The following is a 22,432-nucleotide window of genomic DNA, read 5'->3' as shown; positions in this document are numbered from 1 at the left end:
CCGATGTGGTGCTTAAAACCCGCGGTCGAGTAGACGAAGAACTTATTCAAACCATGCTGCTGCGCTCCATGAAGCAAGCGGTGTACGATGGTGACAATGTAGGTCACTTTGGTTTGGCGCTAGAAGCCTATGCGCACTTTACGTCACCGATACGTCGTTATCCAGACTTAGTGGTGCACCGTGCATTGAAAGGCATTATTGCTAAGCAGCAAGGCAAAAAAGCGGTAAGTGGCGCGAAAAATTACACCGCTGAAGAAATTGAACAGTTAGGCGAACAGTGTTCTATGACAGAACGTCGCGCCGATGATGCAACCCGTGACGTGGCCGATTGGCTTAAGTGTGAGTTTATGCTCGACCACGTTGGTGACACTTTTGAAGGTGTAGTCAGCTCGGTGACAAACTTTGGTTTATTTATACGCCTTACCGAATACCACATCGACGGCCTAGTACACATTACATCGCTAGATGATGACTATTATCACTATGACGATGTAAAACAAGCGCTGGTTGGTGAGTCGGGCCTTCGCCAGTTCAGATTGGGTGATACGGTTGAAGTAACCGTAGCAGCGGTCAATCTTGATGAAAGAAAGATTGATTTATTACTCGATAAGTCTATGCTGCGCGGCACTAAGGGTAAGAAGGTAAAAGTGAGGTCTGCGAAAAAGGCTTCAGATAAACCTACTCGTTTTGATAACAAATCACGCTCTGATAAAGGCTCGCGTTCTGATAAAAAAGGGAACAAAGGCAAAGGCGGCTCAAGCTCGTCTAGTCGTAGCGGTGGAAAATCGTCAAGTCGCGGCAGCGCCAAAGGCGGTAGTAGCGGCAAAACACTGTCATTGAATAAAAGAGGTAAGCGTTAAATGGCGCAGCAAGAATGGTTATACGGTTTACATGCCATGCAGTCGGTACTTGAAAAAGAGCCCGAGCGTGTAATGGAAGTGTTGGTGTTGAAAGGTCGCAATGACGAGCGCCTAACCAACATTGTTAACCAAGCCCGTCGTTTCGGTATTTCCGTTCAGTTTTGTCAGCGCAAGGCGCTAGATGACAAAGTGAGCGGAGAGCAACACCAAGGCGTGGTAGCAAGAGCAAAACCCGCACGCGTGCTAGATGAAGCCGATTTGGACAAAATTTTAGAAAGCGAAGTGCAGCCTTTAATTTTGGTACTAGACGGTGTTACCGACCCGCATAATCTAGGCGCGTGCCTGCGTACTGCAGATGGAGCAGGGGTGCACGCGGTAGTAGTACCGAAAGATAAATCAGCAAGCTTAAACGGCACAGTAAGAAAGGTGGCTTGTGGTGCAGCTGAAGTGGTTCCACTTATTCAAATCACGAACCTGGCCAGAACCTTGAAGCACCTTCAAGATAAAGGCCTTTGGATTGTTGGCACAGCCGGTGAAACCGATAAGACCCTTTATGATGTAGACCTGAAAGGCCCAACTGCATTAGTAATGGGGGCTGAAGGTAAGGGCATGCGTAGGCTCACCAAAGAAACATGCGATGAGTTAGTGAAGCTTCCTATGGCTGGCAGTGTGACAAGTTTAAACGTGTCGGTAGCAACCGGGGTGTGCTTATACGAGATCGTAAGACAGCGCAGTTTATGAGACTAAGTTGCTAGAATTGAGCCTCTAATGAGTTTTCAATTGGTTTTTAAAAAAGCGTGTACCTTTGGGTACACGCTTTTTTTATATTTAAGTAAAACTTATAAAGAGTTTAATATTTTGTTACATCTCAAATTGTAAAATTAATGTTAATTATAGTTTTTATTCCTACCATGAATCTGCTCGTAATACACATTTGGCGCGCTCTTCATAAGTTGTGTTGTTTTTTGTGCATTTTTAAAGGTATTAAAAATGCTCACCAGGGTTAAGGCAACATACTCAACAGCCTGATTCGCCGCCTAATATGAGCTCTGTAAATAATTGGTAATACCGTTTATTTGCATACCTGACAAACGGGTAGGTCGTTGCAACGCAGTTGCGTCGGTTGTCATGGATGAGCTTTTCGTATGAGGTAATGGTTATACCTGTATGTCATTTAATAACAAATAGCTTCCAAAGCACGGAATAAAACAGTGTTGAAGTTAATAAGACAGATAAAACAGGAAATAAATTTTGAACTCAAAATTAAATAAGAAACACACATGTCTAACAGCAGCTGCTCTAGCTGTATCACTTGGCTTAATGGGTAATTCTGCAATGGCAGCAGGCGAAGGTCTGGTAAAAGTTAAAGAAAAGCCTCAAACCCTAAAACAAGCACTAGGTAAGCGATTGACTGTCGATCGTCTTGTCACCACTGACCAAGAGCGTTACATCATCAAGTTCAAAGATGAGATGACCAGTGAAACGGTTGAAGTGAGTGCATTAAAAGGTAAAGGTCAAATCTCAAGTGCCAAAGTAAAAGGTAAAAAGCCTTTCGATATCGCGTCTGCTAAGTCAGAAGTAAGAAAAGCAGGTGGTGCAATTAAGAAAGAGCTTAAGAAGCATAAAATGGTAGCAGCTACGATGAGTAAGTCAGCGCTGAACAAGCTTCGTAAAAATCCAAACGTAGAAAGTATTGAAGTGGACGTTCGTCGTAAGCCTATGGCGCAGACCACGCCTTACGGCTACACCATGGTTCAGGCTAATCAATTTGCACAGTCAGATACTACGGCTCGCAAAGTATGTATCATCGATACAGGTTACAACCTGGGTCATCCAGATTTGCCTGGAACAAACGATGGCGTTACAGGTCAGGCAAACAATAGTGCTGTAGGTAACTGGTATAACGATGGTAACGGTCACGGTACCCACGTAGCGGGCACCATTGCAGCATACGATAACAACGAAGGTGTGGTTGGTGTGTATCCTGGCGTGGATATGCATATCGTTAAAATCTTTAACGACAATGGCCAATGGACTTACGCATCTGACCTTATCGATGCTATCACCCAGTGTCAGGATGCCGGCTCGAACGTTGTTAACATGAGCTTAGGTGGCGGCAGTTCGTCAACTACCGAGCGAAATGCAATGCAGAGCTTCACAGATGCAGGCATGTTGTTAGTTGCGGCGGCAGGTAACGATGGTAACAGTGCGAAGTCTTATCCTGCTTCATATGATGCAGTAATGTCAGTTGCGGCAGTAGACTCAAACGAAAATCGTGCAAGCTACAGCCAATATAACGATCAGGTTGAAATTGCCGCGCCAGGCAGTGCAGTTCAGTCTACCTATCCAACAAATACCTACGCTTCACTCAGCGGTACATCTATGGCGACGCCACACGTAGCTGGTGGTGCAGCACTAGTGTGGAGTTACTTCCCGCAGTGTTCAAACAATCAAATTCGTAGTGCACTTAATGCAACGGCAGAAGATAAAGGCAGTGCGGGTCGTGATAACTTCTACGGTTATGGCTTAATGCAGCTTGCTGATGCCTACAACTACCTTAACACCAACGGTTGTGCCGGTGGCGGTACTGGTGGCGGTGGCGGCTCTGAGCCTGGCGTAGAACCAGTATCAGGTCAGCTAACCGGCCTTTCTGGTACGCGCAGAAACTGGGACCGCTACACTTGGACGATTCCTGAAGGTGTAACGCAGATGACTATTCGTACCTCTGGTGGTTCAGGTGATGCCGATCTATACGTGAAGTTTGGCTCACAGCCAGAAACGAATAGCTATGATTGTCGTCCTTATCAAAATGGCAACAGCGAAGTATGTACATTCGACGCGCCAGCGTCAGGCACGTGGCACATTGGTATTCGCGCTTATTCGTCATACAGCGGTGTGACGCTATCATACTCGTATGAGTAAGTAATCCCGTCTCCCTAAGACACAGTTAAAGCCTGCTTATGCAGGCTTTTTTTTGTTTCAGTTTTGTGCGCGGTTTGCTTACGTTTATTCGCACATCTATGCCTTTTACCAGCATTTTTAGAAGCTTGAATGTCAAGTTTCCATAAAGAAAGGTCAGCTTTGCAAAGTTGACGTAAAGCTGCGAACTAAGCCCTATTCACATAGCCATATCGCTGTATTGTGCGTGCCAAGATCAGCACTCTCTACATGTGCCTATTTGCTTTTACGCAGGCTTTATCCAACCAAGAACAACTTCAAAGGACATCCAATTTATGCAATTGACCTCTCAATCTTTGCTTCGTGGAACATGGTTCCAAACAGTGGCAATTGGGCTTATTGCACTGCTTGGGCTTACCGCTTGTGGTGGCTCAGGCAGCAGTAGCACAGATTATTCGTATGCTTACATTCAGTTTTACAACGCTTCGCCTAACGGTGCCAATGTAGAAATGCGTGAAGTTGATGGCGATAGCTTTGGCTCTGCTCAATTTGGTGATACTACGTCAATGTACTCTATGGATGATGGAGAATTAGAACTCGAGTTCATTCGAACTGATTCAGACGACCAAGAAGTTTTTATTGACGAAATTACCGTTAACTTAAAAACCGGTTATAAGACCATTGTTGTGATGAGTGGTGACTTTAGTAACCCCGTTTTTAACACCTATTCCTATAAGCGCGAAACATTGGAAGATCACTTCCGCCTATTCGCTTTATCGGTAGCAGTAGATGAATCTTCTTATGATTTCTACATGAGTGAGTCTGGCGACCCGTTTGAAGCAGCTAACTTCCTTGGCTCGGTCACAACGGGCGACATGATTGAATTTGACTTCTGGGATGCAGATGATGACAGTGAATACTTTGATGAGGGCGAGTACACGATTTATTTGACCGAACCAGGAAGTGACGATGTTGTCTTTGAATCACAAACTATCGATTTTGTATACGAAACTGAGTATCTGATGACACTGCGCGATGTCAGTGGCGCCATTCAAGAAGGGCTAGTTGTAGACACTATTCTTAACTCTTCATCAGTTACGGCGCTTACAGATGTAGAAGCAGATTCACAGTATCGTATTTACAATTCTACGAATCTGGATGCAGAGCTTCAGGTTACCTTTGGTGGAAACACTGATGAAGAGGACGTCAGTTTTACACTCGCGGCAGGCGAGTTGTCTGAGTTTAGTACTATCCGCTATGGCGATTATCGCGTTACCGTAACCGACCCATCAGGTACAGTAACGTCACTGAGCAACAAGCTAATTACGCTTAATCAGGGTGAGAGTAAGGCTATTCTTATCTACAACACCAACAATAAATTAGGCGCAGCAACCTTTGTAGAAAGTGGTTTGCCTCAGGCCTATGATAAGACAGTAAACTTCATCAACTTAGTTAGCGACTTTGATGACGTAGACTTCTACTTGGTAAGAAATGACGAAACCATTGATACTGCTGAGTACGATATACAGAATCTTGAATTTGCTGAAAGTACCAGTGAAGTGCTGCCGTCAGACTACTATGAAGTGATTGCCGTATACGAAGATGACAACGAGGAGCAGGTGCTGCTTGATAGAACTGCGCTGTTTGGCTTTACAGAGGAAGAAAACTATATAGTTACTGTTGAGCCAGCGGATACGCCAACGGGATATGAAATTAACGTGCTTTATTAGTCGGTTAGTATATTTATTATACTAATTGATAAGGGTGAAAACTTTCATCTGCGTATATTTCACGTAAGTTTAAAAGGTCAACGCTAAAAACGTTGGCCTTTTTACTTGCTGTCCGGGAGGGCGAAAATCCTCATGAGTATCATTAAAGATCTACAAACCATATCAAATGACAAAGCACTTTCATTTGATAAAAAGCTCGAGAGCTTGCTAAGCATAGGTACGGAAATACTCGGGTTGGAAACAGGGATTGTAAGTAACATTCAAGGCGATAATTACCGTGTGCTTAGCGTTATTACGCCCGACAACGATATACCATTAAATACGACCTTCGCATTACCAGACACTTACTGTGCAGACGTGGTGAACAGCGATGCTGTTGTGGCTTATCACAATATAGATACTGCGCCAGGTGCCTCGCATCCGTGTTTTGAAAAATACACATTAAAGAGTTATCTCGCTTCACCAGTGCGAGTACATGGTGAATTTTTCGGTACAGTAAACTTCTCATCTCTCGGTCCACGGGACACACCCTTTACGTCCTTAGAGATGGATTATTTACTTTTGCTTGCATCGTGGATAGGCAACGAATTAGAGCGTCAACAAGCGATAAGTAATCTCAATGCGCAAAAAGCGATATTAGAAGAGAGAAACTCGTTATTACACCAAGTGACTAACCTTGCCGGTGTAGGTACATGGGAATTAAATATTGATACCGGAGCATTGATTTGGTCTGGTGCACTGAAGCGAATGCTGCATGTGCATGGTGAAAAAGTAGTAAAGCCAGAAGACGTGATCAAATTCGTGGTTGATGAAGACCAGCGGAATAAATACGTCGCCCAGTTCAATCAGATGATAAAAACCGGCGAAGACTTTTCCTATGAACTTGAAGTTCGCACCGATGCAGGAGAAACCCGTTGGTTACAAAGCCGCACTCATCCGGTCATGGAAAATGACCGTTGCGTTAAGGTAATTGGTGCTACAGTTGATATTACGCAGCTTCACATGGACAAGGCAATGCTGCAGCAAAAAACGGATATGGCAGAAAGCGCCTTGAAAGCACGAAGTGAGTTCCTTGCGAATATGAGCCATGAAATAAGAACACCAATTCATGGGGTACAGGGCATGCTTGAAGCACTTATTAGTTCCTCGCTAAATTCTACCCAGCTAGAACATGCCTCTATTGCTATGAAAAGTACAGATTCATTACTCAACATCGTGAATGATATATTGGATTTTTCTAAAATCGACTCTGGCAACATGTCGTTTGAAGAATCGCCCACCAACCTTGCCGACACCATAGAAGAGCAAGTGCCGATGTTCACACGGCTAGCTCACGAGAAAGGTATTGAACTTTCAGTAAGCACAAAGGGGGTTGAGGGCAAAACCTTCATAGCTGACAAACTAAGAATTGGGCAAATTCTGATTAACCTATTGAATAACGCCATTAAATTCACAAAAGTGGGGAAGGTAACGGTTGAAACTAAAAGCACCCGATACGGAAAAGGGCGGTTCAGAGTAAAGCTAATCGTGACTGATTCAGGGATCGGAATTAGCGAGCAACAGCAAAAGCTCATTTTCTCGCCGTTCGTACAAGCAGAAAACTCGACGCAGCGAAGATATGGTGGCACAGGCTTAGGGTTGTCTATAGTTAGTCAAATCGTGAAGCATTACGGTGGTAAAATTGAGGTGTGCAGCGATTTAGGCGTGGGGGCGCGATTTATCGTAACCCTCATGCTAGACGATGCTAACGCAGGCACCGTAGCCGAAAAAGCATGTGGCCATAATGCTGTTTATATCCCTTCTAAACAGGAACTGAGCGCGTTTAAAGCACTAATAGTTGAAGACAATGAAATAAATCAGCTTGTCATTAAAGAGCAACTAAAAGAGATAGGCATTACCGCCGATTTAGCAGAAAACGGTGAAGAGGCAGTAGAAAAAGTTAAAGGTGCATTAAAAGGAAAGTCACCCTACACAATCATTTTGATGGACTGCCATATGCCTGTAATGGATGGATTAGAGGCGACGAAGCTAATTAGGTCAATGGGAGACAAGGCACGGGACATCCCAATAATTGCATTAACCGCAAATGCGTTAACCGGCGACAAAGAAAAATGCTTGAAATCCGGCATGGATGACTTCATATCAAAACCTGTTGGTGTAAGCCGGTTGAAAGAGTGCCTTTACAGGCACTTGAGTAAGCAGCTTGTAAGTAATGAAAATCGCCTAAAAGATCCTGCTTGATAACCTATGACGTGGTTATCAGCCCCGACTTTTAGTCGGGGCTTTTTTATTGCTCACATAGTTTAAAAATAATTCAATTTACCGCTATCACTTCCAAATGTTTTCTGTTATTATTTCGCGCCCTTTTTATGGGGGTATGTACATAAAAGCAACGACATCCAGTTGTTTTTAGCAGCACTAACGACTCGGGAGAGTCTTAATTTTAAGAGCGGAGCACTAACATGATCCAAATGCAAACTAACCTGGACGTTGCAGACAACAGCGGCGCTCGCAGGGTTCAGTGTATTAAGGTTCTTGGTGGCTCGCATCGCCGTTATGCAGGTATCGGTGACATCATCAAAGTTACTGTTAAGGAAGCAATTCCTCGCGGTAAAGTTAAAAAAGGTGACGTACTGAATGCAGTGGTGGTGCGTACTAGAAAAGGCGTTCGTCGTGCAGATGGTTCTACCATTCGTTTTGACGGTAACGCGGCTGTTATGCTTAATGCTAACAAGCAACCAATTGGTACGCGTATCTTTGGCCCGGTTACCCGTGAGTTGAGAAGTGAAAACTTCATGAAAATCATCTCATTGGCCCCAGAGGTACTATAAGGAGTCACGATAATGGCTAATAAAATTCGTCGTGATGATGAAGTAGTCGTATTAGCGGGTAAAGACAAAGGCAAACAAGGCAAAGTCCTTAAAGTGCTTATTGCTGATAACCGTGTAATTGTAGAAGGCGTTAATCTCGTTAAGAAGCACACTAAGCCAAACCCACAACTGGGCGTAGCTGGTGGCATCGTTGAGAAAGAAGCTTCTATTCACGTTTCTAATGTTGCGATTGTTAACCCGGCAACGGGCAAAGCAGATCGCGTTGGTTTCCGTTTCGAAGATGAGAAGAAAGTACGTTTCTTCAAGTCTAACGGCGAACTTGTTTAATTATATTGGAGAGTACGATGGCGAAACTGCATGATTTCTATAAAGAAACAGTAGTAGCTGAACTTGCTAAGCAGTTCGGATACAAAAGCGTCATGCAAGTCCCTCGGATTGAAAAAATCACTCTAAACATGGGTTTAGGTGAAGCAGTTGCTGACAAAAAGGTACTTGAGAATGCTCAAGCTGACATGACGGCTATCGCCGGTCAGAAGCCTGTTGTTACAGTTGCTAGAAAATCAGTAGCGGGTTTTAAAATCCGTGAAGGTTATCCGATTGGCTGTAAAGTAACCCTACGCGGCGAGCGTATGTGGGAATTCCTAGAGCGTTTGATTTCAATCGCTATCCCACGTGTTCGCGACTTCCGTGGTTTGAATCCTAAATCATTCGACGGACGTGGTAACTACAGCATGGGCGTGCGTGAGCAAATCATTTTCCCTGAAATCGATTTCGATAAAGTGGATAAGGTTCGCGGTATGGATATCACTATCACTACCAGTGCGAATACAAATGAAGAAGCACGTGCTCTGCTGGACGCGTTTAACTTCCCATTCAAAAAGTAGGGGTGTAGGGTTATGGCAAAAGAATCAATGAAGGCACGTGAAGCTAAGCGTACTAAGCTAGTAGCTAAGTATGCTGAAAAGCGCGCCGCACTTAAAGCGATTATCAGCGATGTTAACGCTTCTGAAGATGAGCGTTGGGACGCTGTTCTGAAGCTACAACAACTGCCACGTGACTCTAGTAAGTCTCGTCAACGTAACCGTTGTCGTGTTACTGGTCGTCCACATGGTTACCTACGCAAATTCGGTCTTAGCCGTATTAAGCTTCGCGAAGCAGCGATGCGCGGTGAAGTCCCTGGCCTTAAGAAAGCCAGCTGGTAAGGAGTAGCTGATAATGAGCATGCAAGATCCTATCGCGGATATGTTTACCCGCATCCGTAACGGCCAGATGGCACAGAAAGTTTCTGTAACTATGCCTTCTTCAAAACTTCGCGTTGCAATCTGTGAAGTATTGAAAGCTGAAGGTTATATTACTGACTTCGCTGCTTCTGGTGACGTTAAGCCTGTTTTAGAAGTTACGCTTAAGTACTTCGAAGGCAAGCAAGTAATTGACACTATCGAACGTGTAAGCCGTCCTGGTCTGCGCATCTATAAGAAAAAAGATGAGCTTCCAAAGGTTATGGGTGGTTTAGGCGTAGCTATCGTGTCGACTTCTAAAGGTGTGATGACTGACCGTGCAGCGCGTAACGCTGGCATGGGCGGTGAGATCATCGGTTATGTAGCATAACGGAGGAGTTGAAATGTCACGTATAGCAAAAGCCCCAGTAGACGTTGTATCAGGTGTAGAAGTTTCTATCTCTGGTCAAGAAGTTACTGTTAAAGGTAGTAAAGGCACTTTGACCCGCGTTTTCAACGACGCTGTAGAAGTTGCACAGGAAGAGAACCAACTTAAAGCACTTCCACGTGAAGGCTTTGTTGACGGTTGGGCACAGGCTGGTACTGCGCGCTCTATCCTTAACGCAATGGTTCAAGGTGTTTCAGAAGGTTTTGAGAAAAAACTTCAGTTGTTAGGTGTTGGTTACCGTGCACAAGCACAAGGTAACAAACTAAACCTTACACTAGGTTTCTCTCACCCTGTAGCATACGAAATGCCTGAAGGCATTACGGTTGAAACTCCTAGCCAAACTGAAATCGTCGTTAAAGGCGCCGATAAGCAGGTGGTTGGTCAGGTTGCGGCGAACATTCGTGGTTACCGTCCACCAGAGCCTTACAAAGGTAAAGGTGTACGTTACGCTGACGAACACGTACGTCGTAAAGAAGCTAAGAAAAAGTAGGTGGGTGATACGATGGATAAGAAAACAGCTCGCATTCGTCGCGCAACTCGCGCACGAGCAAAAATTCGTGAACTGGCCGCGCATCGCTTGGTAGTTAACCGTACACCTCGCCACATCTACGCTCAGCTAATCGCTCCATGCGGTTCTGAAGTGTTGGCAGCGGCTTCAACTGTTGAGAAAGATCTTGCAAAAGATCTTAAGTCTACAGGTAACGCTGAAGCAGCGACGGTAGTCGGTAAAGCAATCGCAGAGCGCGCGCTTGAGAAAGGCATTAAAACAGTGGCTTTCGATCGCAGTGGTTTCCAATACCACGGTCGCGTTAAAGCATTAGCTGATGCAGCTCGCGAAGCTGGTCTTCAGTTCTAGGAGTTTATAATGGCTAAACAAGACGTTCAAAATGGTGAATTTCTAGAGAAATTGATCGCCGTAAACCGCGTATCTAAAGTGGTTAAAGGTGGTCGTATCTTTAGTTTCACTGCATTGACAGTAGTGGGTGACGGTAACGGTCGCGTTGGTTTTGGTTACGGTAAGGCACGTGAAGTACCTGCTGCAATCCAAAAAGCAATGGAAAAGGCACGTCGCAACATGGTTGACGTAGACCTTAACGGTCACACGTTACAGCACCCGATTAAAGGTCGTCACTCTGGCTCTAAAGTTTACATGCAGCCAGCATCTGAAGGTACCGGTATTATTGCTGGTGGTGCGATGCGTGCAGTACTTGAAGTAGCTGGTGTACAAAACGTACTTTCAAAATGTTACGGCTCTACAAACCCAATCAACGTTGTACGTGCAACAATCAACGCGCTGACAGAAATGAACAGCCCGGCGAAAGTTGCTGCGAAGCGTGGATTGTCTGTAGAAGAAATTTTGGGGTAATCAGACATGGCAACGATTAAAGTAAAGCAAACTAAAAGTGCAATTGGCCGTCTGCCAAAGCACAAAGCTACGCTTAAAGGTTTAGGCCTTCGTAAAATCAACCATGTTCGTGAACTGGAAGATACCCCAGCCGTTCGTGGCATGATCAACCGTGTATATTACATGGTTGAGATAGTGGAGGAGTAAGACATGCGTTTAAATACAATTTCTCCAGCCGAAGGTTCAAAGCCTACTGGTAAGCGTTCTGGTCGTGGTATCGGCTCAGGTCTTGGTAAAACGAGTGGCCACGGTCACAAAGGTCAAAAAAGCCGTTCAGGTGGCCGCGTTAAGCCAGGATTCGAAGGTGGTCAGATGCCTATCCAGCGTCGTCTTCCTAAGTTCGGTTTCACTTCACGCAAGAGCTTTGTTACTGATCAAGTAACTCTTGCTGAAATCGCGAAGGTTGATGGTGATACTGCGTCTCTTGAGACTTTAAAAGCAGCTGGTATCGTTAAGAAAGAAATCCAGTTCGTTAAAGTTGTTAAGAGCGGTGAAGTATCACGCGCTGTTACAGTAAGCGGGTTAAAGGTTACTAAAGGCGCTAAAGAAGCGATTGAAGCTGCTGGCGGTAAAGTAGAGGAATAAGCTAGATGGCTAAACCAGGATTGGATTCAGGCGCTAAAAGCGGCTTGAGTGAGCTTAAGGCAAGATTGTTGTTCGTACTTGGTGCGATTGTTGTATTCAGACTAGGTTCTTACGTTCCTATCCCTGGCATCGATCCAGCTGTACTTGCTGACTTGTTCGAGCAACAAAAAGGCACCATTGTAGAAATGTTTAACATGTTCTCTGGTGGTGCGCTTGAGCGTGCATCCGTTCTGGCTTTGGGCATTATGCCATACATTACTGCATCCATTATCATGCAGTTGCTCTCGGTGGTTCACCCACCGATGGTGGAGCTTAAAAAAGAAGGCGAAGCAGGCCGTCGTAAAATTAGTCAGTACACGCGTTATCTAACGCTTGTATTGGCTATCTTCCAATCAATTGGAATTTCGACCGGTTTGCCTAACCTGATTAATGGATTGGTGATAAACCCTGGCTTCGGATTCTACTTTACGGCAGTAGTGAGCCTAGTCACAGGAACTATGTTCCTTATGTGGTTGGGTGAGCAAATTACCGAACGAGGTATTGGTAACGGTATCTCTATATTGATTTTTGCTGGTATTGTTGCCGGTCTGCCAACAGCGATAGGTCAGACTGCGGAACAAGCAAGGCAGGGCGACATTAACTTGTTGTTCCTACTGTTGATTGGCGTGATTGTTATCGCTCTTACATACCTAGTTGTATTTGTAGAGCGCGGACAGCGCAGAATTGTGGTAAACTACGCAAAACGTCAGCAAGGCCGTCAGGTTTTTGCTGCGCAAAGCACCCATTTACCGCTGAAAGTCAACATTGCTGGTGTAATTCCACCAATCTTTGCTTCTAGCATTATTCTGTTCCCGGGTACCATCGCAGGATGGTTCGGACAGAATGAATCAACAGCGTGGTTGCAAGATGTAGCGCTTATGCTATCTCCTGGTCAACCGCTGTACGTGATGTTATATGCAGCTGCGATTATCTTCTTCTGCTTCTTCTACACGGCGTTGGTTTTCAACCCGCGTGATACAGCAGATAACTTGAAGAAGTCTGGCGCGTTTATTCCAGGCATCCGCCCGGGTGAGCAAACGTCACGATACATTGACAAGGTAATGACTCGCCTTACACTGGCTGGCGCACTGTACATAACCTTTATTTGTTTAGTGCCTGAATTCATGCTAATTGCTTGGAATGTGCCGTTCTACTTCGGTGGTACGTCGCTTCTCATTATCGTAGTAGTTATCATGGACTTTATGGCACAAGTACAGACACATTTGATGTCTAGTCAATATGAGTCTGTGCTGAAGAAAGCTAACCTTAAAGGCTACGGCCGATAAGTTAGCCCCTTAATATTGATAGAAAGGGGAAAGATGTAATGAAAGTTCGTGCATCAGTAAAAAAGATTTGCCGTAACTGTAAAGTTATCAAGCGCAACGGTGTTGTGCGTGTAATTTGCAGTTCTGACCCAAAGCATAAGCAGCGTCAGGGCTAATCAAAGCGGAACAGAATATTTGCAAGACTAAGTGAGCAGAACCTGGATTATACTTGTCAGGTTCTGCTAGTTTTGTTTAAAAGTATTTTGAACCTTAATTTGCAATTTAGTCGACGGGTAAGTATCCTATCGGGCTTTTTAGGTCGTCGACAAATAAACAAGAGGAGTGCTGTTAATGGCCCGTATCGCTGGCATTAACATTCCTGAGCACAAGCATGCTGTAATCGCTATCCAAGCGATCTATGGCGTTGGTCCCACACGTGCGAAAAGCATTTGTGCGGGTGCTGGTGTTGCAGAAAATACAAAAATCAAAGAGCTAGACGAAGCTACTATTGATAAGCTTCGTGACGAAGTGGCTAAATTCACCGTTGAAGGTGACCTACGCCGTGAAGTCTCTATGAGCATCAAACGTTTGATGGACCTGGGTTGCTTCCGTGGTATTCGCCACCGTCGTAGCTTGCCTCTACGTGGTCAGCGCACGAAAACTAATGCGCGTACCCGTAAAGGTCCTCGTAAGCCAATTAAGAAGTAGACGGGGAGTAAGTTATGGCTAAAGCACCAGCTCGTAGCACGCGTAAGCGCGCTAAACGTCAGGTTGCAGACGGTATGGCTCATATCCATGCGTCTTTCAACAACACAATTGTGACTATTACAGACCGTTCAGGCAATGCACTAGCATGGGCGACATCTGGTGGTTCAGGTTTCCGTGGTTCACGTAAATCTACCCCATTTGCTGCACAGGTAGCTGCTGAGCGTGCAGGTGTTGCTGCACAAGAATACGGTCTTAAGAACCTTGAAGTTTTCGTTAAAGGTCCAGGTCCAGGCCGTGAGTCTGCGATCCGTGCTCTTAACGCTACAGGTTATAAGATCACAAACATTACCGATGTGACCCCTATTCCTCACAACGGTTGTCGTCCACCGAAAAAACGTCGCGTTTAATCGACGGACAGTTGGAGAAAGATCATGGCAAGATATTTGGGTCCAAAACTCAAACTTAGCCGTCGCGAAGGAACTGACCTGTTCCTAAAAAGCGGCGTTCGCGCAATCGATTCTAAATGTAAAATCGATACAGCGCCTGGTCAGCACGGTGCCCGTCGTGGCCGCCTGTCTGACTACGGTGTTCAGCTGCGTGAAAAACAAAAAGTTCGTCGTATGTACGGCGTTCTGGAAAAGCAATTCCGCAACTACTATAAAGAAGCTGCACGTCTAAAAGGCAACACAGGTGAAAACTTGCTACAGCTTTTAGAACAGCGTCTTGATAACGTAGTTTACCGTATGGGTTTCGCTAGCACTCGTGCTGAAGCACGTCAGCTAGTTAGCCACAAGGCGATCATGGTAAATGGTCAAGTTGTGAACATCCCATCGTTTAACGTTTCTGCCGAAGACGTGGTTTCTGTTCGTGAAAAGGCTAAGAAGCAAGCGCGTATCGTTGCTGCTTTGGAACTGGCTGACCAACGTGAGAAGCCAACCTGGATTGAAGTAGACAGCAGCAAAATGGAAGGCACTTTCAAGCGCGTTCCTGAAAGAACTGACCTGTCTGCGGAAATTAACGAACAGTTGATCGTCGAACTTTACTCTAAGTAAAGCTAACTAAAGAGGAAGCATTGTGGGTTCTGTGACTGAATTCCTAAAACCGAGATTAGTTGAGATCGAAAACGTTTCTCCTACTCGTGCCAAAGTAACTTTGGAACCACTAGAGCGCGGCTTTGGCCATACTCTAGGTAACGCCCTACGTCGTATTTTACTGTCATCTATGCCAGGATGTGCAGTTACCGAGGTAGAAATTGACGGCGTTCTTCACGAGTACAGCACCAAAGAAGGTGTTCAGGAAGACGTAATTGAAATCTTGCTAAATCTTAAAGGTTTAGCGGTTCGCCTTGAAGGTAAAACTGAGGCAACCCTAACTCTAGTGAAATCTGGCGCTGGCCCTGTTGTTGCTGGTGATATTCAGCATGATGGCGACGTAGAAATTACAAACCCTGACCACGTTATTTGTACTTTAACTGGCGAAGCTGAAATCAGCATGCGCATTAAAGTAGAAATGGGTCGCGGTTATGTACCAGCTTCTACCCGTCGCTCCTCTGAAGAAGATGATCGTCCAATTGGTCGTTTGTTAGTAGACGCTTCATACAGCCCAGTTGAACGTATTGCTTACAGTGTAGAGTCTGCTCGTGTTGAACAACGCACAGACCTAGACAAACTAATCATCGACATGGAGACGAACGGTACTTTGGATCCTGAAGAAGCGATCCGCCGTTCTGCTACTATCCTAGCTGAACAGCTAGATGCATTCGTAGACCTACGTGATGTGTCTGAGCCAGAAGCGAAAGAAGAGAAGCCAGAATTCGATCCGATTCTGCTTCGTCCAGTAGATGACCTAGAGCTGACAGTACGTTCTGCAAACTGTTTGAAAGCAGAAGCTATCCAGTACATTGGTGACCTGGTACAGCGCACTGAGGTTGAGCTACTTAAAACGCCAAACCTTGGTAAGAAATCGCTAACTGAAATCAAAGATGTTCTAGCATCTCGTGGTCTTTCTCTAGGTATGCGCCTAGAAAACTGGCCGCCAGAGAGCATCGCTGAAAAAGATTAATCAGGTTTTTATCAAACTGATTTGTAGAGAAGGATAAAACTATGCGCCATCGTAAGAGTGGTCGTCAGTTGAATCGCAACAGCAGCCATCGTCAAGCTATGTTCAAAAACATGGCCGGTTCTTTGGTCAAGCACGAAGTGATCAAAACTACGTTACCAAAAGCGAAAGAATTACGTCGCGTAATCGAGCCTCTAATCACTATGGCTAAAGAAGACAGCGTTGCAAACCGCCGTCTAGCTTTCGCCCGCACTGGTGACAAAGAGGTTGTAGGTAAACTATTCAACGAGCTTGGTCCTCGTTACGAAGCTCGTCCAGGCGGCTACACTCGCATTCTTAAATGCGGTTTCCGTGCTGGCGACAATGCCCCAATGGCATATGTTGAGCTAGTTGACCGTCCAGTTGTAGAAGCTGAAGAAGAAGCAGTAGAAGCAACTGAAGAGTAATTAATACTCGATTAGAAAAAGGGGCCTGAGTGAAAACTCAGGCCCCTTTTTTTGCTTTGTTCTGACCCATTGGAAACGATCAACCAAATACGCCAACCGATACACTTTTATAATTTAGTTAATATTTCTTTTCGTTTTTGCTCGTATTCTTCTTGCGTAATCAAACCACGTTCGTATAGGTCTTTGAGTTTCGAAAGCTTGCTAGTGATATCGCTGTCTAACGCATCATTTTCTGCACCTACTATCGAGCTTCTGCTCCCTGTTAGAGTTTCGTCAATAGTCGCGACGAATATACGTTTAAAAGTCCCGTTTTCTTCGTACCTGCAGTCGATTTCTCCATCATTCTGCCATACCTCGTTGGTCCATTCGCGTACCATTGGTGTCATATAAGCACACTTACGTATTTGACCAAGCAAAATAAGGTTTCGACCTTCAATTTGATATTTATTAATTGCGCTCCAAGACCAATGACTAAAATTTGGGTGATGGCGAGTATTTTGAGGTGACTCTAAAAAAAACTCTTCGTGTTGTCCATAGACAGTGTACAAATAGCTACCGTCGTAAACTGCTAGTACTTTAGTACGCGTCCAGTTACAGTCTGTACAGGTATACCAGCCGTAAATAACATTGCTTTCGTCCATCCTCTCAAACTGCAAATACATCCCATTGCGTACGTATTGCCGATATATTTTTTCTGTAGGAGTCACTGGTTTTATGCTTATCATTTTTTCAAACGTTTCAGTTTCAAGCATAGGCGAGGGGTAGTTCAAGGTGGCACAGCCACCGAGTGACAGTATCGTGCCAGCAAAGATTAGCACTGAAAGTTTCTTGCAAATAGCCATGAGTGAGTTCCTAGCATATATTCCTTCTCTCGTAACGTTATACTAAAATTGAAGATTGCTCAAACAATGTTCTATATACAAGCTAAAAAGTTACCTTTTAAATTTACAAGTCGCAGTTTCAATAAGATAACAAAATTAATATACTACCTACAAACCGACCACGTCTTCCATGAAGAGAAGACATTTCATCACCAAGGAATTAAAATGAAACCAGTCGTATTAGCAGGTGGTTCTGGTAGTCGTTTGTGGCCAAAATCTCGTGCGGCGCTTCCGAAGCAGTTTCTGTCTCTCACATCAGACAGCACTATGCTGCAAGACACGATCACACGCTTAAAAGGCACGCCAGCTCAAAACCCAATATTCATTTGTAACGATGCTCACCGCTTTTTAGTTGCAGAGCAGCTTCGCCAAAAAGATATCCAACACGGCGGCATTCTTCTAGAGCCCGTTGGCCGAAATACGGCACCGGCAATTGCATTAGCGGCGCTTCATGCCACTATTAACGGCGAAGATCCTGTTCTTCTTGTATTGGCCGCTGACCATCTTATTAAAGATAACCAAGCATTTCACACTGCTATTGCCAAAGCCGAAAAGCTTGCAGAGCAGGGCAAACTTGTTACTTTCGGTATTGTTCCAGACCAGCCCCATACAGGGTATGGATATATCAAAGCTGGTGAGCAAACTGGCGATGGCTTTGAAGTAGCACAGTTTGTAGAAAAGCCTGCTTTGGAAACTGCAAAAGAGTATGTAGATTCGGGCAGTTACTACTGGAATAGCGGCATGTTTATGTTTAAAGCAAGCCGTTATTTGGAAGAGCTAGAAAAATATAACCCTGAAATGCTAGACGTGTGTAAGCGTGCTATCGACACGGAAACACCAGATTTGGATTTCATCCGTGTTGACCACGATATATTTGCGACTTGCCCAGACGATTCGATCGACTATGCAGTTATGGAAAAAACAGATAGCGCAGCTATGGTCCCATTAGACGCAGGTTGGAGCGATGTAGGCAGCTGGTCTTCACTGTGGGAAACTGCTGAGAAAGATGAAAACGGCAATGCTACTGTAGGCGATACTATCCTAGAAAACACCAAAAACAGTTACGTAAATGCTGAACAGCGTTTGGTTTCTGTCATTGGTTTAGAAGACGTTATCGTAGTAGAAACAAAAGATGCCGTAATGGTTGCCCATAAGGATGACGCGCAAAGCATTAAAACGGTAGTGAATAAACTTAAAGCAGAGCACCGCCCAGAGTTTGAATTTCACCGTGAAGTATTCCGCCCATGGGGAAGTTACGACTCTATCGACAGCGGTGCTCGTTTCCAAGTAAAACGCATTACAGTTAAGCCAGGTGAAAAGCTATCGGTTCAAATGCACCACCATCGTGCTGAGCACTGGATTGTAGTATCGGGCAGTGCAAACGTAACTATTAATGAAGAAACGCAGCTAGTTACCGAAAACGAGTCTGTTTACATTCCTATTGGTGCGGTTCACGCGTTGGAAAACCCAGGCAAAATCCCACTTGAACTTATTGAAGTGCAGTCAGGGGCATATCTCGGTGAAGACGATATTGTACGTTTTTCTGATAGATATGGGCGCGTTGCTAAATAATTAAGAATGACATTTTTAAAAAGCACCGCAAGGTGCTTTTTTCTTATCCAAGGCACTCTCTAAAAGTTAAAATGACGAATATCCTGTGTTGCCACTATTTGAAATAGGTTATTATTAGCGGCAATAGCTGGTTTGCATGCTCAGTAGCTGAACCATGCAATATTAAGGAAAGCAGTTTAGCATTGCATAGGAATAGGGTGTTTACGCATTTTGTTATCAAAAGTACTAAAGCCATCTAATCTCAAACGATTAGCATATCGGCTAGCCAAAAAGTTAATCATTGTCCCTCACCACCAGTTGACTGAAACCACGTCTGAAAGTAGTGGCTCAAGCTGGGTGACAACCGGTGATGACCCACAGTTTATTATTCATCCTGCTCGCCGAATACCTTCACGAAACTTTTCAAAAGGCTGGTATCTTCTTCGTGTAAAAATCACTGAAGCAAACCATCAGTCGCATGTTGGAAAGCTGTACTCCAACTTACACAAAGGCGAACTAGCCACCGTTGACGTACCTTGGCACAGCACCAAATTCGTGAACCGCCTTTTCTATCTTGAAAGTAACAATAGCATGCTTCGCTTTGACCCCTGTGAGGCGGAAACCGAGTTCACCATGAATACTTTCATGATTTCGAAGGTGCCGTCTTTCATTGCGATGCGACATATGAAACAGCGATTGTATAAGCTGCTCAGCCACTTGGATAATGTGGAAGAATACCTTGATACAAACTTTAAGCTAAACGGCGGAAAGTTAATAGAGACAGTATACGAAGAGTATAATAAAACATTTTCTACCGGCGCTATGGAAAAAAGCTATCCGTTCTGGGTAGAGTTCGACGAGCCGCGCGCATTACAGAAAATGCAGCAAAGCTTCACCCCAGAACAGTCAGAAGTGAAATTTTCTATTATTCTTCCTACCTATAATACTGACCCTATTTATTTAAAAGAGTGTATCGATTCTGCTCTGCAGCAAACTCACAAAAATTGGGAGCTATGTATTGCCGACGATGCGTCGACCAACGCCGATACTATAAGCACGTTAGAGTCGTACGCACAAAAGCACGCCAATATTAAATTGAACCTGCTGAGCGAAAACGGGCATATATCTAAAGCAAGTAACGCCGCTTTAAGCATGGTAACTAGCGATTACGTTTTACTGCTTGACCATGACGATACGTTGCCTGCTCAAACGCTATCCTTCTTTGCGAAAGCTATAACAGATAACACAAAGGCAAAAGTGCTTTATGGGGACGAAGATAAAATAGACGAGCAGGGTAATCGTCATCAGCCACACTTTAAACCTGATTGGAACCCCGATTTACTATTAAGCCAAAACTACATATGTCACCCCGTAGTATACAAAACAAGTGTGCTTAGAAAGATAGGTGGATTTAGGGTTGGTGTCGAAGGTTCGCAAGATCACGATTTACTTCTACGAGCGACTGCCGGCCTTAATCATGATGAAGTTGTACATTTACCTTTCATTCTTTATCACTGGCGTGTTATTGAGAACTCAACAGCCTCGAATGCTTCAGCTAAGTCTTATACGACCGATGCGGGCATTGAAGCTATAAAGTACTTTCTTGACCAATCAGGCCAGAATGCTTCAGTCGAGAAAGGTAAGTACCCAAATACGTATAAAGTTAATTGGGCGCTGCCAAATGAGCAACCACTCGTTAGCTTGGTCATTCCTACAAGGGATGGTTATGACATTTTAAAGCAGTGTCTAGAGTCTATTTACGACAAGACGTCATACAAGAACTTCGAAATTATTGTTGTAGATAACCAAACGACCTGTGATAAAACATTGGGTCTCTTCAGTGAGTACACTAGTACCAAAGCTAATTTCAGAGTCTTGAAATGGGACAAGCCGTTTAACTATTCTGCAATTAACAATTTTGCAGTTTCGCAAGCCCAAGGTGAAGTAGTTGGCTTAGTTAACAACGATATTGAAGTTATAAACGAAGAATGGCTATCAGAGATGATGTCGCATGCTCTAAGGCCTGAAATTGGCTGTGTAGGTGCGAAGCTTTACTATCCTAACGATACTATCCAACACGCTGGTGTAATACTGGGCATTGGCGGGGTAGCTGGTCACTCTCACAAATATTTCCATAAAAGCGAACCTGGTTATTTTACGCGCCTTCATCTTGTCCAAAATATGTCCGCAGTTACAGCAGCATGCTTACTAGTCCGTAAGTCTGTGTTTGAAGAAGTTGGCGGATTAAACGAGCAAGACTTAACAGTAGCATTTAATGATGTGGATTTTTGCTTAAAAGTTCATACCGCAGGTTACCGAAACTTATTCACACCATGGGCCCAGCTTTATCATCATGAATCAATAAGTCGCGGTGAAGAAGATACGCCGGAGAAGGTGGCGCGATTTAACAAAGAAAGTGAGTACATGAAAGAAAAGTGGAAAAAGCTATTGTGCAATGACACAGCTTATAACCCTAATCTATCCAACACACATGAAAACTTTTCGCTTCGTTAGGCGCTGAACAACTAGAAGTATTATGAAAAACTTTCCTCTATTTTTTATCCACATCCCTAAAACCGCTGGCTCGAGCTTTCGTGTGGCGGCGGAACAATATTTTGGTTCGGAAGCTACCTATTTTGACTACGGAAAAGGCTCAAACGAAACGCATCCTGATATTTTGAAGTTCGAATACGAGTCTAAAGATAGGTATCTGGCGGCAAAGAGTATAAAGAAAAATGCAAAATTTTTGTCAGGACATGTCATTTACCCCAAATACGCTCCCTTTTTTCCTGCAAAGAGCGTAGTAACATTTGTCCGTGATCCTGCCCAGCAAGTTCGTTCACATTATGAACACTTTTCAAGACTTCACGGTTATAAAGGCAGTTTCGAAGACTTTATTAAGGAAAACCGCTTTGCCAATATGCAGTCTAAAGCATTAAATGGAGTTTGGACTGATGCTATCGGCTTTATTGGTATTACGGAACGCTACAATGAATCAATAGCTCTGTTTAATAAATACTATGGAACCGATATTAAAGTACTAGATATAAACAAAAATACGGCCAAAGCATCCGATACTTACACGTTCAATGAGAGTGAGACTTCACTTATCAAAAAGATGAACGCGAAGGACTATGAGCTTTACAATTTCGCGCTAGATCGCTTTACGTTACATAAAGAGTTGTTAGATAAAGAACTTCCTTTAGTTCGATTTGGACAGATGAATATATTGCCAAAAGATAAAGGGAAGCAACTTAATATATGGGCGTGTTGTTACGAGCAAGAAGAAGCATTAGAAGCCGATATATTACTAGATGGAAAAGTAGTCGAGCACATTAAATTATCTGACTACAGGGCGTTAGCCTCAGAGAGAAATATTCATCGCGAAGGGTATATTGGGAAGTCTTACAAATATCCAGATACTTTTAAAAACGGTCAAACAATTAAAGTTGTAGAAAAGCAAACGCAGATAGTGATTTTTGAAGATGTTGTTAGCTAAAAAGCAAATTT

The 22,432-nt window shown here is 44.1% G+C and carries 26 protein-coding genes; 25 read left to right on the top strand and 1 reads right to left on the bottom strand.

Annotated elements, in window-relative coordinates; translation table 11 throughout:
• From KUL49_RS14790 to rplQ, 22 genes are all read left to right on the top strand, one after another.
• On the top strand, window positions 1–860 hold an 860-nt coding region (locus KUL49_RS14790), incomplete at its 5' end, for an RNB domain-containing ribonuclease (RefSeq protein ID WP_131137796.1).
• Window positions 861–1,601 carry a 23S rRNA (guanosine(2251)-2'-O)-methyltransferase RlmB gene (rlmB, locus tag KUL49_RS14785; protein ID WP_131137795.1) on the top strand — a complete coding sequence of 247 codons (741 nt, stop codon included), beginning with the start codon at window positions 861–863 and terminating at the stop codon, window positions 1,599–1,601.
• A gap of 510 nt (window positions 1,602–2,111) precedes the next feature.
• The gene (locus tag KUL49_RS14780) at window positions 2,112–3,782 is read left to right on the top strand and encodes a S8 family serine peptidase (RefSeq protein ID WP_039226695.1); all 1,671 of its coding nucleotides are present in this window, start codon (window positions 2,112–2,114) and stop codon (window positions 3,780–3,782) included.
• A 311-nt stretch (window positions 3,783–4,093) separates the two neighbouring features.
• On the top strand, window positions 4,094–5,488 hold the full coding sequence (locus KUL49_RS14775) for a DUF4397 domain-containing protein (RefSeq protein ID WP_131137794.1): 1,395 nt from the start codon (window positions 4,094–4,096) through the stop codon (window positions 5,486–5,488).
• 132 nt (window positions 5,489–5,620) lie between these two features.
• Window positions 5,621–7,729 carry an ATP-binding protein gene (locus KUL49_RS14770; RefSeq protein ID WP_131137793.1) on the top strand — a complete coding sequence of 703 codons (2,109 nt, stop codon included), beginning with the start codon at window positions 5,621–5,623 and terminating at the stop codon, window positions 7,727–7,729.
• Between the two features lie 221 nt (window positions 7,730–7,950).
• Entirely contained in the window at window positions 7,951–8,319 is a 369-nt protein-coding gene (gene rplN, locus KUL49_RS14765; RefSeq protein ID WP_012519228.1) for a 50S ribosomal protein L14, read from the top strand.
• Between the two features lie 12 nt (window positions 8,320–8,331).
• Entirely contained in the window at window positions 8,332–8,646 is a 315-nt protein-coding gene (gene rplX / locus KUL49_RS14760; protein ID WP_014950912.1) for a 50S ribosomal protein L24, read from the top strand.
• 17 nt (window positions 8,647–8,663) lie between these two features.
• On the top strand, window positions 8,664–9,203 hold the full coding sequence (gene rplE / locus KUL49_RS14755) for a 50S ribosomal protein L5 (protein ID WP_014950911.1): 540 nt from the start codon (window positions 8,664–8,666) through the stop codon (window positions 9,201–9,203).
• 12 nt (window positions 9,204–9,215) lie between these two features.
• Window positions 9,216–9,521: a 30S ribosomal protein S14 gene (gene rpsN / locus KUL49_RS14750; RefSeq protein WP_014950910.1), complete on the top strand. Its 306-nt coding sequence runs from the start codon at window positions 9,216–9,218 to the stop codon at window positions 9,519–9,521.
• Window positions 9,522–9,534: 13 nt separating this feature from the next.
• Complete coding sequence (rpsH, locus tag KUL49_RS14745; protein WP_012519224.1) at window positions 9,535–9,927, top strand: 30S ribosomal protein S8; 393 nt, start codon at window positions 9,535–9,537, stop codon at window positions 9,925–9,927.
• Window positions 9,928–9,940: 13 nt separating this feature from the next.
• Complete coding sequence (gene rplF / locus KUL49_RS14740; RefSeq protein WP_014950909.1) at window positions 9,941–10,474, top strand: 50S ribosomal protein L6; 534 nt, start codon at window positions 9,941–9,943, stop codon at window positions 10,472–10,474.
• Window positions 10,475–10,486: 12 nt separating this feature from the next.
• Window positions 10,487–10,840, top strand: a complete 354-nt coding sequence (rplR, locus tag KUL49_RS14735; protein WP_014950908.1) for a 50S ribosomal protein L18 — start codon at window positions 10,487–10,489, stop codon at window positions 10,838–10,840.
• Window positions 10,841–10,849: 9 nt separating this feature from the next.
• On the top strand, window positions 10,850–11,350 hold the full coding sequence (gene rpsE / locus KUL49_RS14730) for a 30S ribosomal protein S5 (protein WP_012519221.1): 501 nt from the start codon (window positions 10,850–10,852) through the stop codon (window positions 11,348–11,350).
• A gap of 6 nt (window positions 11,351–11,356) precedes the next feature.
• The gene (gene rpmD / locus KUL49_RS14725; RefSeq protein ID WP_014950907.1) at window positions 11,357–11,536 is read left to right on the top strand and encodes a 50S ribosomal protein L30; all 180 of its coding nucleotides are present in this window, start codon (window positions 11,357–11,359) and stop codon (window positions 11,534–11,536) included.
• Window positions 11,537–11,539: 3 nt separating this feature from the next.
• Window positions 11,540–11,974, top strand: coding sequence for a 50S ribosomal protein L15 (gene rplO, locus KUL49_RS14720; RefSeq protein ID WP_014950906.1), 435 nt, complete (start codon window positions 11,540–11,542; stop codon window positions 11,972–11,974).
• A gap of 5 nt (window positions 11,975–11,979) precedes the next feature.
• Window positions 11,980–13,299, top strand: coding sequence for a preprotein translocase subunit SecY (gene secY / locus KUL49_RS14715; protein ID WP_014977524.1), 1,320 nt, complete (start codon window positions 11,980–11,982; stop codon window positions 13,297–13,299).
• Between the two features lie 38 nt (window positions 13,300–13,337).
• Window positions 13,338–13,454, top strand: a complete 117-nt coding sequence (gene rpmJ, locus KUL49_RS14710; protein ID WP_012519217.1) for a 50S ribosomal protein L36 — start codon at window positions 13,338–13,340, stop codon at window positions 13,452–13,454.
• Between the two features lie 175 nt (window positions 13,455–13,629).
• Window positions 13,630–13,986, top strand: coding sequence for a 30S ribosomal protein S13 (rpsM, locus tag KUL49_RS14705; RefSeq protein WP_012519216.1), 357 nt, complete (start codon window positions 13,630–13,632; stop codon window positions 13,984–13,986).
• 14 nt (window positions 13,987–14,000) lie between these two features.
• Entirely contained in the window at window positions 14,001–14,393 is a 393-nt protein-coding gene (rpsK, locus tag KUL49_RS14700; protein ID WP_012519215.1) for a 30S ribosomal protein S11, read from the top strand.
• Between the two features lie 24 nt (window positions 14,394–14,417).
• On the top strand, window positions 14,418–15,038 hold the full coding sequence (gene rpsD / locus KUL49_RS14695) for a 30S ribosomal protein S4 (RefSeq protein ID WP_012519214.1): 621 nt from the start codon (window positions 14,418–14,420) through the stop codon (window positions 15,036–15,038).
• A gap of 19 nt (window positions 15,039–15,057) precedes the next feature.
• Complete coding sequence (locus KUL49_RS14690) at window positions 15,058–16,047, top strand: DNA-directed RNA polymerase subunit alpha (RefSeq protein ID WP_039226687.1); 990 nt, start codon at window positions 15,058–15,060, stop codon at window positions 16,045–16,047.
• 41 nt (window positions 16,048–16,088) lie between these two features.
• Window positions 16,089–16,490 (top strand): 50S ribosomal protein L17, encoded by a 402-nt coding sequence (gene rplQ, locus KUL49_RS14685; protein ID WP_012519212.1) that lies wholly within the window; start codon window positions 16,089–16,091, stop codon window positions 16,488–16,490.
• A gap of 107 nt (window positions 16,491–16,597) precedes the next feature.
• Here rplQ and KUL49_RS14680 read toward each other — a convergent pair whose 3' ends face one another.
• Window positions 16,598–17,332, bottom strand: coding sequence for an SHOCT domain-containing protein (locus KUL49_RS14680; protein ID WP_207308460.1), 735 nt, complete (start codon window positions 17,330–17,332; stop codon window positions 16,598–16,600).
• Between the two features lie 204 nt (window positions 17,333–17,536).
• On the opposite strand from KUL49_RS14680, the gene KUL49_RS14675 reads away from it, so the two are divergent.
• The 3 genes from KUL49_RS14675 (at window position 17,537) to KUL49_RS14665 (ending at window position 22,421) form a co-directional block, all read left to right on the top strand.
• The gene (locus tag KUL49_RS14675) at window positions 17,537–18,943 is read left to right on the top strand and encodes a mannose-1-phosphate guanylyltransferase/mannose-6-phosphate isomerase (RefSeq protein ID WP_131137792.1); all 1,407 of its coding nucleotides are present in this window, start codon (window positions 17,537–17,539) and stop codon (window positions 18,941–18,943) included.
• Window positions 18,944–19,153: 210 nt separating this feature from the next.
• Entirely contained in the window at window positions 19,154–21,436 is a 2,283-nt protein-coding gene (locus KUL49_RS14670) for a glycosyltransferase (protein WP_131137791.1), read from the top strand.
• 22 nt (window positions 21,437–21,458) lie between these two features.
• Complete coding sequence (locus KUL49_RS14665; RefSeq protein ID WP_131137790.1) at window positions 21,459–22,421, top strand: hypothetical protein; 963 nt, start codon at window positions 21,459–21,461, stop codon at window positions 22,419–22,421.
• Window positions 22,422–22,432: the final 11 nt, after the last annotated feature.

The organism is Alteromonas sp. KUL17, from assembly GCF_006538305.1.
Classification (GTDB): Bacteria; Pseudomonadota; Gammaproteobacteria; order Enterobacterales; family Alteromonadaceae; genus Alteromonas; species Alteromonas macleodii.
This window is presented reverse-complemented; position numbering and strand designations above follow the sequence as displayed.

Coding starts and splice junctions, on each gene's coding strand:
- rlmB (WP_131137795.1), top strand. CDS start 861: ATGGCGCAGCAAGAATGGTTATACGGTTTACATGCCATGCAGTCGGTA.
- KUL49_RS14775 (WP_131137794.1), top strand. CDS start 4,094: ATGCAATTGACCTCTCAATCTTTGCTTCGTGGAACATGGTTCCAAACA.
- KUL49_RS14770 (WP_131137793.1), top strand. CDS start 5,621: ATGAGTATCATTAAAGATCTACAAACCATATCAAATGACAAAGCACTT.
- rplN (WP_012519228.1), top strand. CDS start 7,951: ATGATCCAAATGCAAACTAACCTGGACGTTGCAGACAACAGCGGCGCT.
- rplX (WP_014950912.1), top strand. CDS start 8,332: ATGGCTAATAAAATTCGTCGTGATGATGAAGTAGTCGTATTAGCGGGT.
- rplE (WP_014950911.1), top strand. CDS start 8,664: ATGGCGAAACTGCATGATTTCTATAAAGAAACAGTAGTAGCTGAACTT.
- rpsN (WP_014950910.1), top strand. CDS start 9,216: ATGGCAAAAGAATCAATGAAGGCACGTGAAGCTAAGCGTACTAAGCTA.
- rpsH (WP_012519224.1), top strand. CDS start 9,535: ATGAGCATGCAAGATCCTATCGCGGATATGTTTACCCGCATCCGTAAC.
- rplF (WP_014950909.1), top strand. CDS start 9,941: ATGTCACGTATAGCAAAAGCCCCAGTAGACGTTGTATCAGGTGTAGAA.
- rplR (WP_014950908.1), top strand. CDS start 10,487: ATGGATAAGAAAACAGCTCGCATTCGTCGCGCAACTCGCGCACGAGCA.
- rpsE (WP_012519221.1), top strand. CDS start 10,850: ATGGCTAAACAAGACGTTCAAAATGGTGAATTTCTAGAGAAATTGATC.
- rpmD (WP_014950907.1), top strand. CDS start 11,357: ATGGCAACGATTAAAGTAAAGCAAACTAAAAGTGCAATTGGCCGTCTG.
- rplO (WP_014950906.1), top strand. CDS start 11,540: ATGCGTTTAAATACAATTTCTCCAGCCGAAGGTTCAAAGCCTACTGGT.
- secY (WP_014977524.1), top strand. CDS start 11,980: ATGGCTAAACCAGGATTGGATTCAGGCGCTAAAAGCGGCTTGAGTGAG.
- rpmJ (WP_012519217.1), top strand. CDS start 13,338: ATGAAAGTTCGTGCATCAGTAAAAAAGATTTGCCGTAACTGTAAAGTT.
- rpsM (WP_012519216.1), top strand. CDS start 13,630: ATGGCCCGTATCGCTGGCATTAACATTCCTGAGCACAAGCATGCTGTA.
- rpsK (WP_012519215.1), top strand. CDS start 14,001: ATGGCTAAAGCACCAGCTCGTAGCACGCGTAAGCGCGCTAAACGTCAG.
- rpsD (WP_012519214.1), top strand. CDS start 14,418: ATGGCAAGATATTTGGGTCCAAAACTCAAACTTAGCCGTCGCGAAGGA.
- rplQ (WP_012519212.1), top strand. CDS start 16,089: ATGCGCCATCGTAAGAGTGGTCGTCAGTTGAATCGCAACAGCAGCCAT.
- KUL49_RS14680 (WP_207308460.1), bottom strand. CDS start 17,332: ATGGCTATTTGCAAGAAACTTTCAGTGCTAATCTTTGCTGGCACGATA.
- KUL49_RS14675 (WP_131137792.1), top strand. CDS start 17,537: ATGAAACCAGTCGTATTAGCAGGTGGTTCTGGTAGTCGTTTGTGGCCA.
- KUL49_RS14665 (WP_131137790.1), top strand. CDS start 21,459: ATGAAAAACTTTCCTCTATTTTTTATCCACATCCCTAAAACCGCTGGC.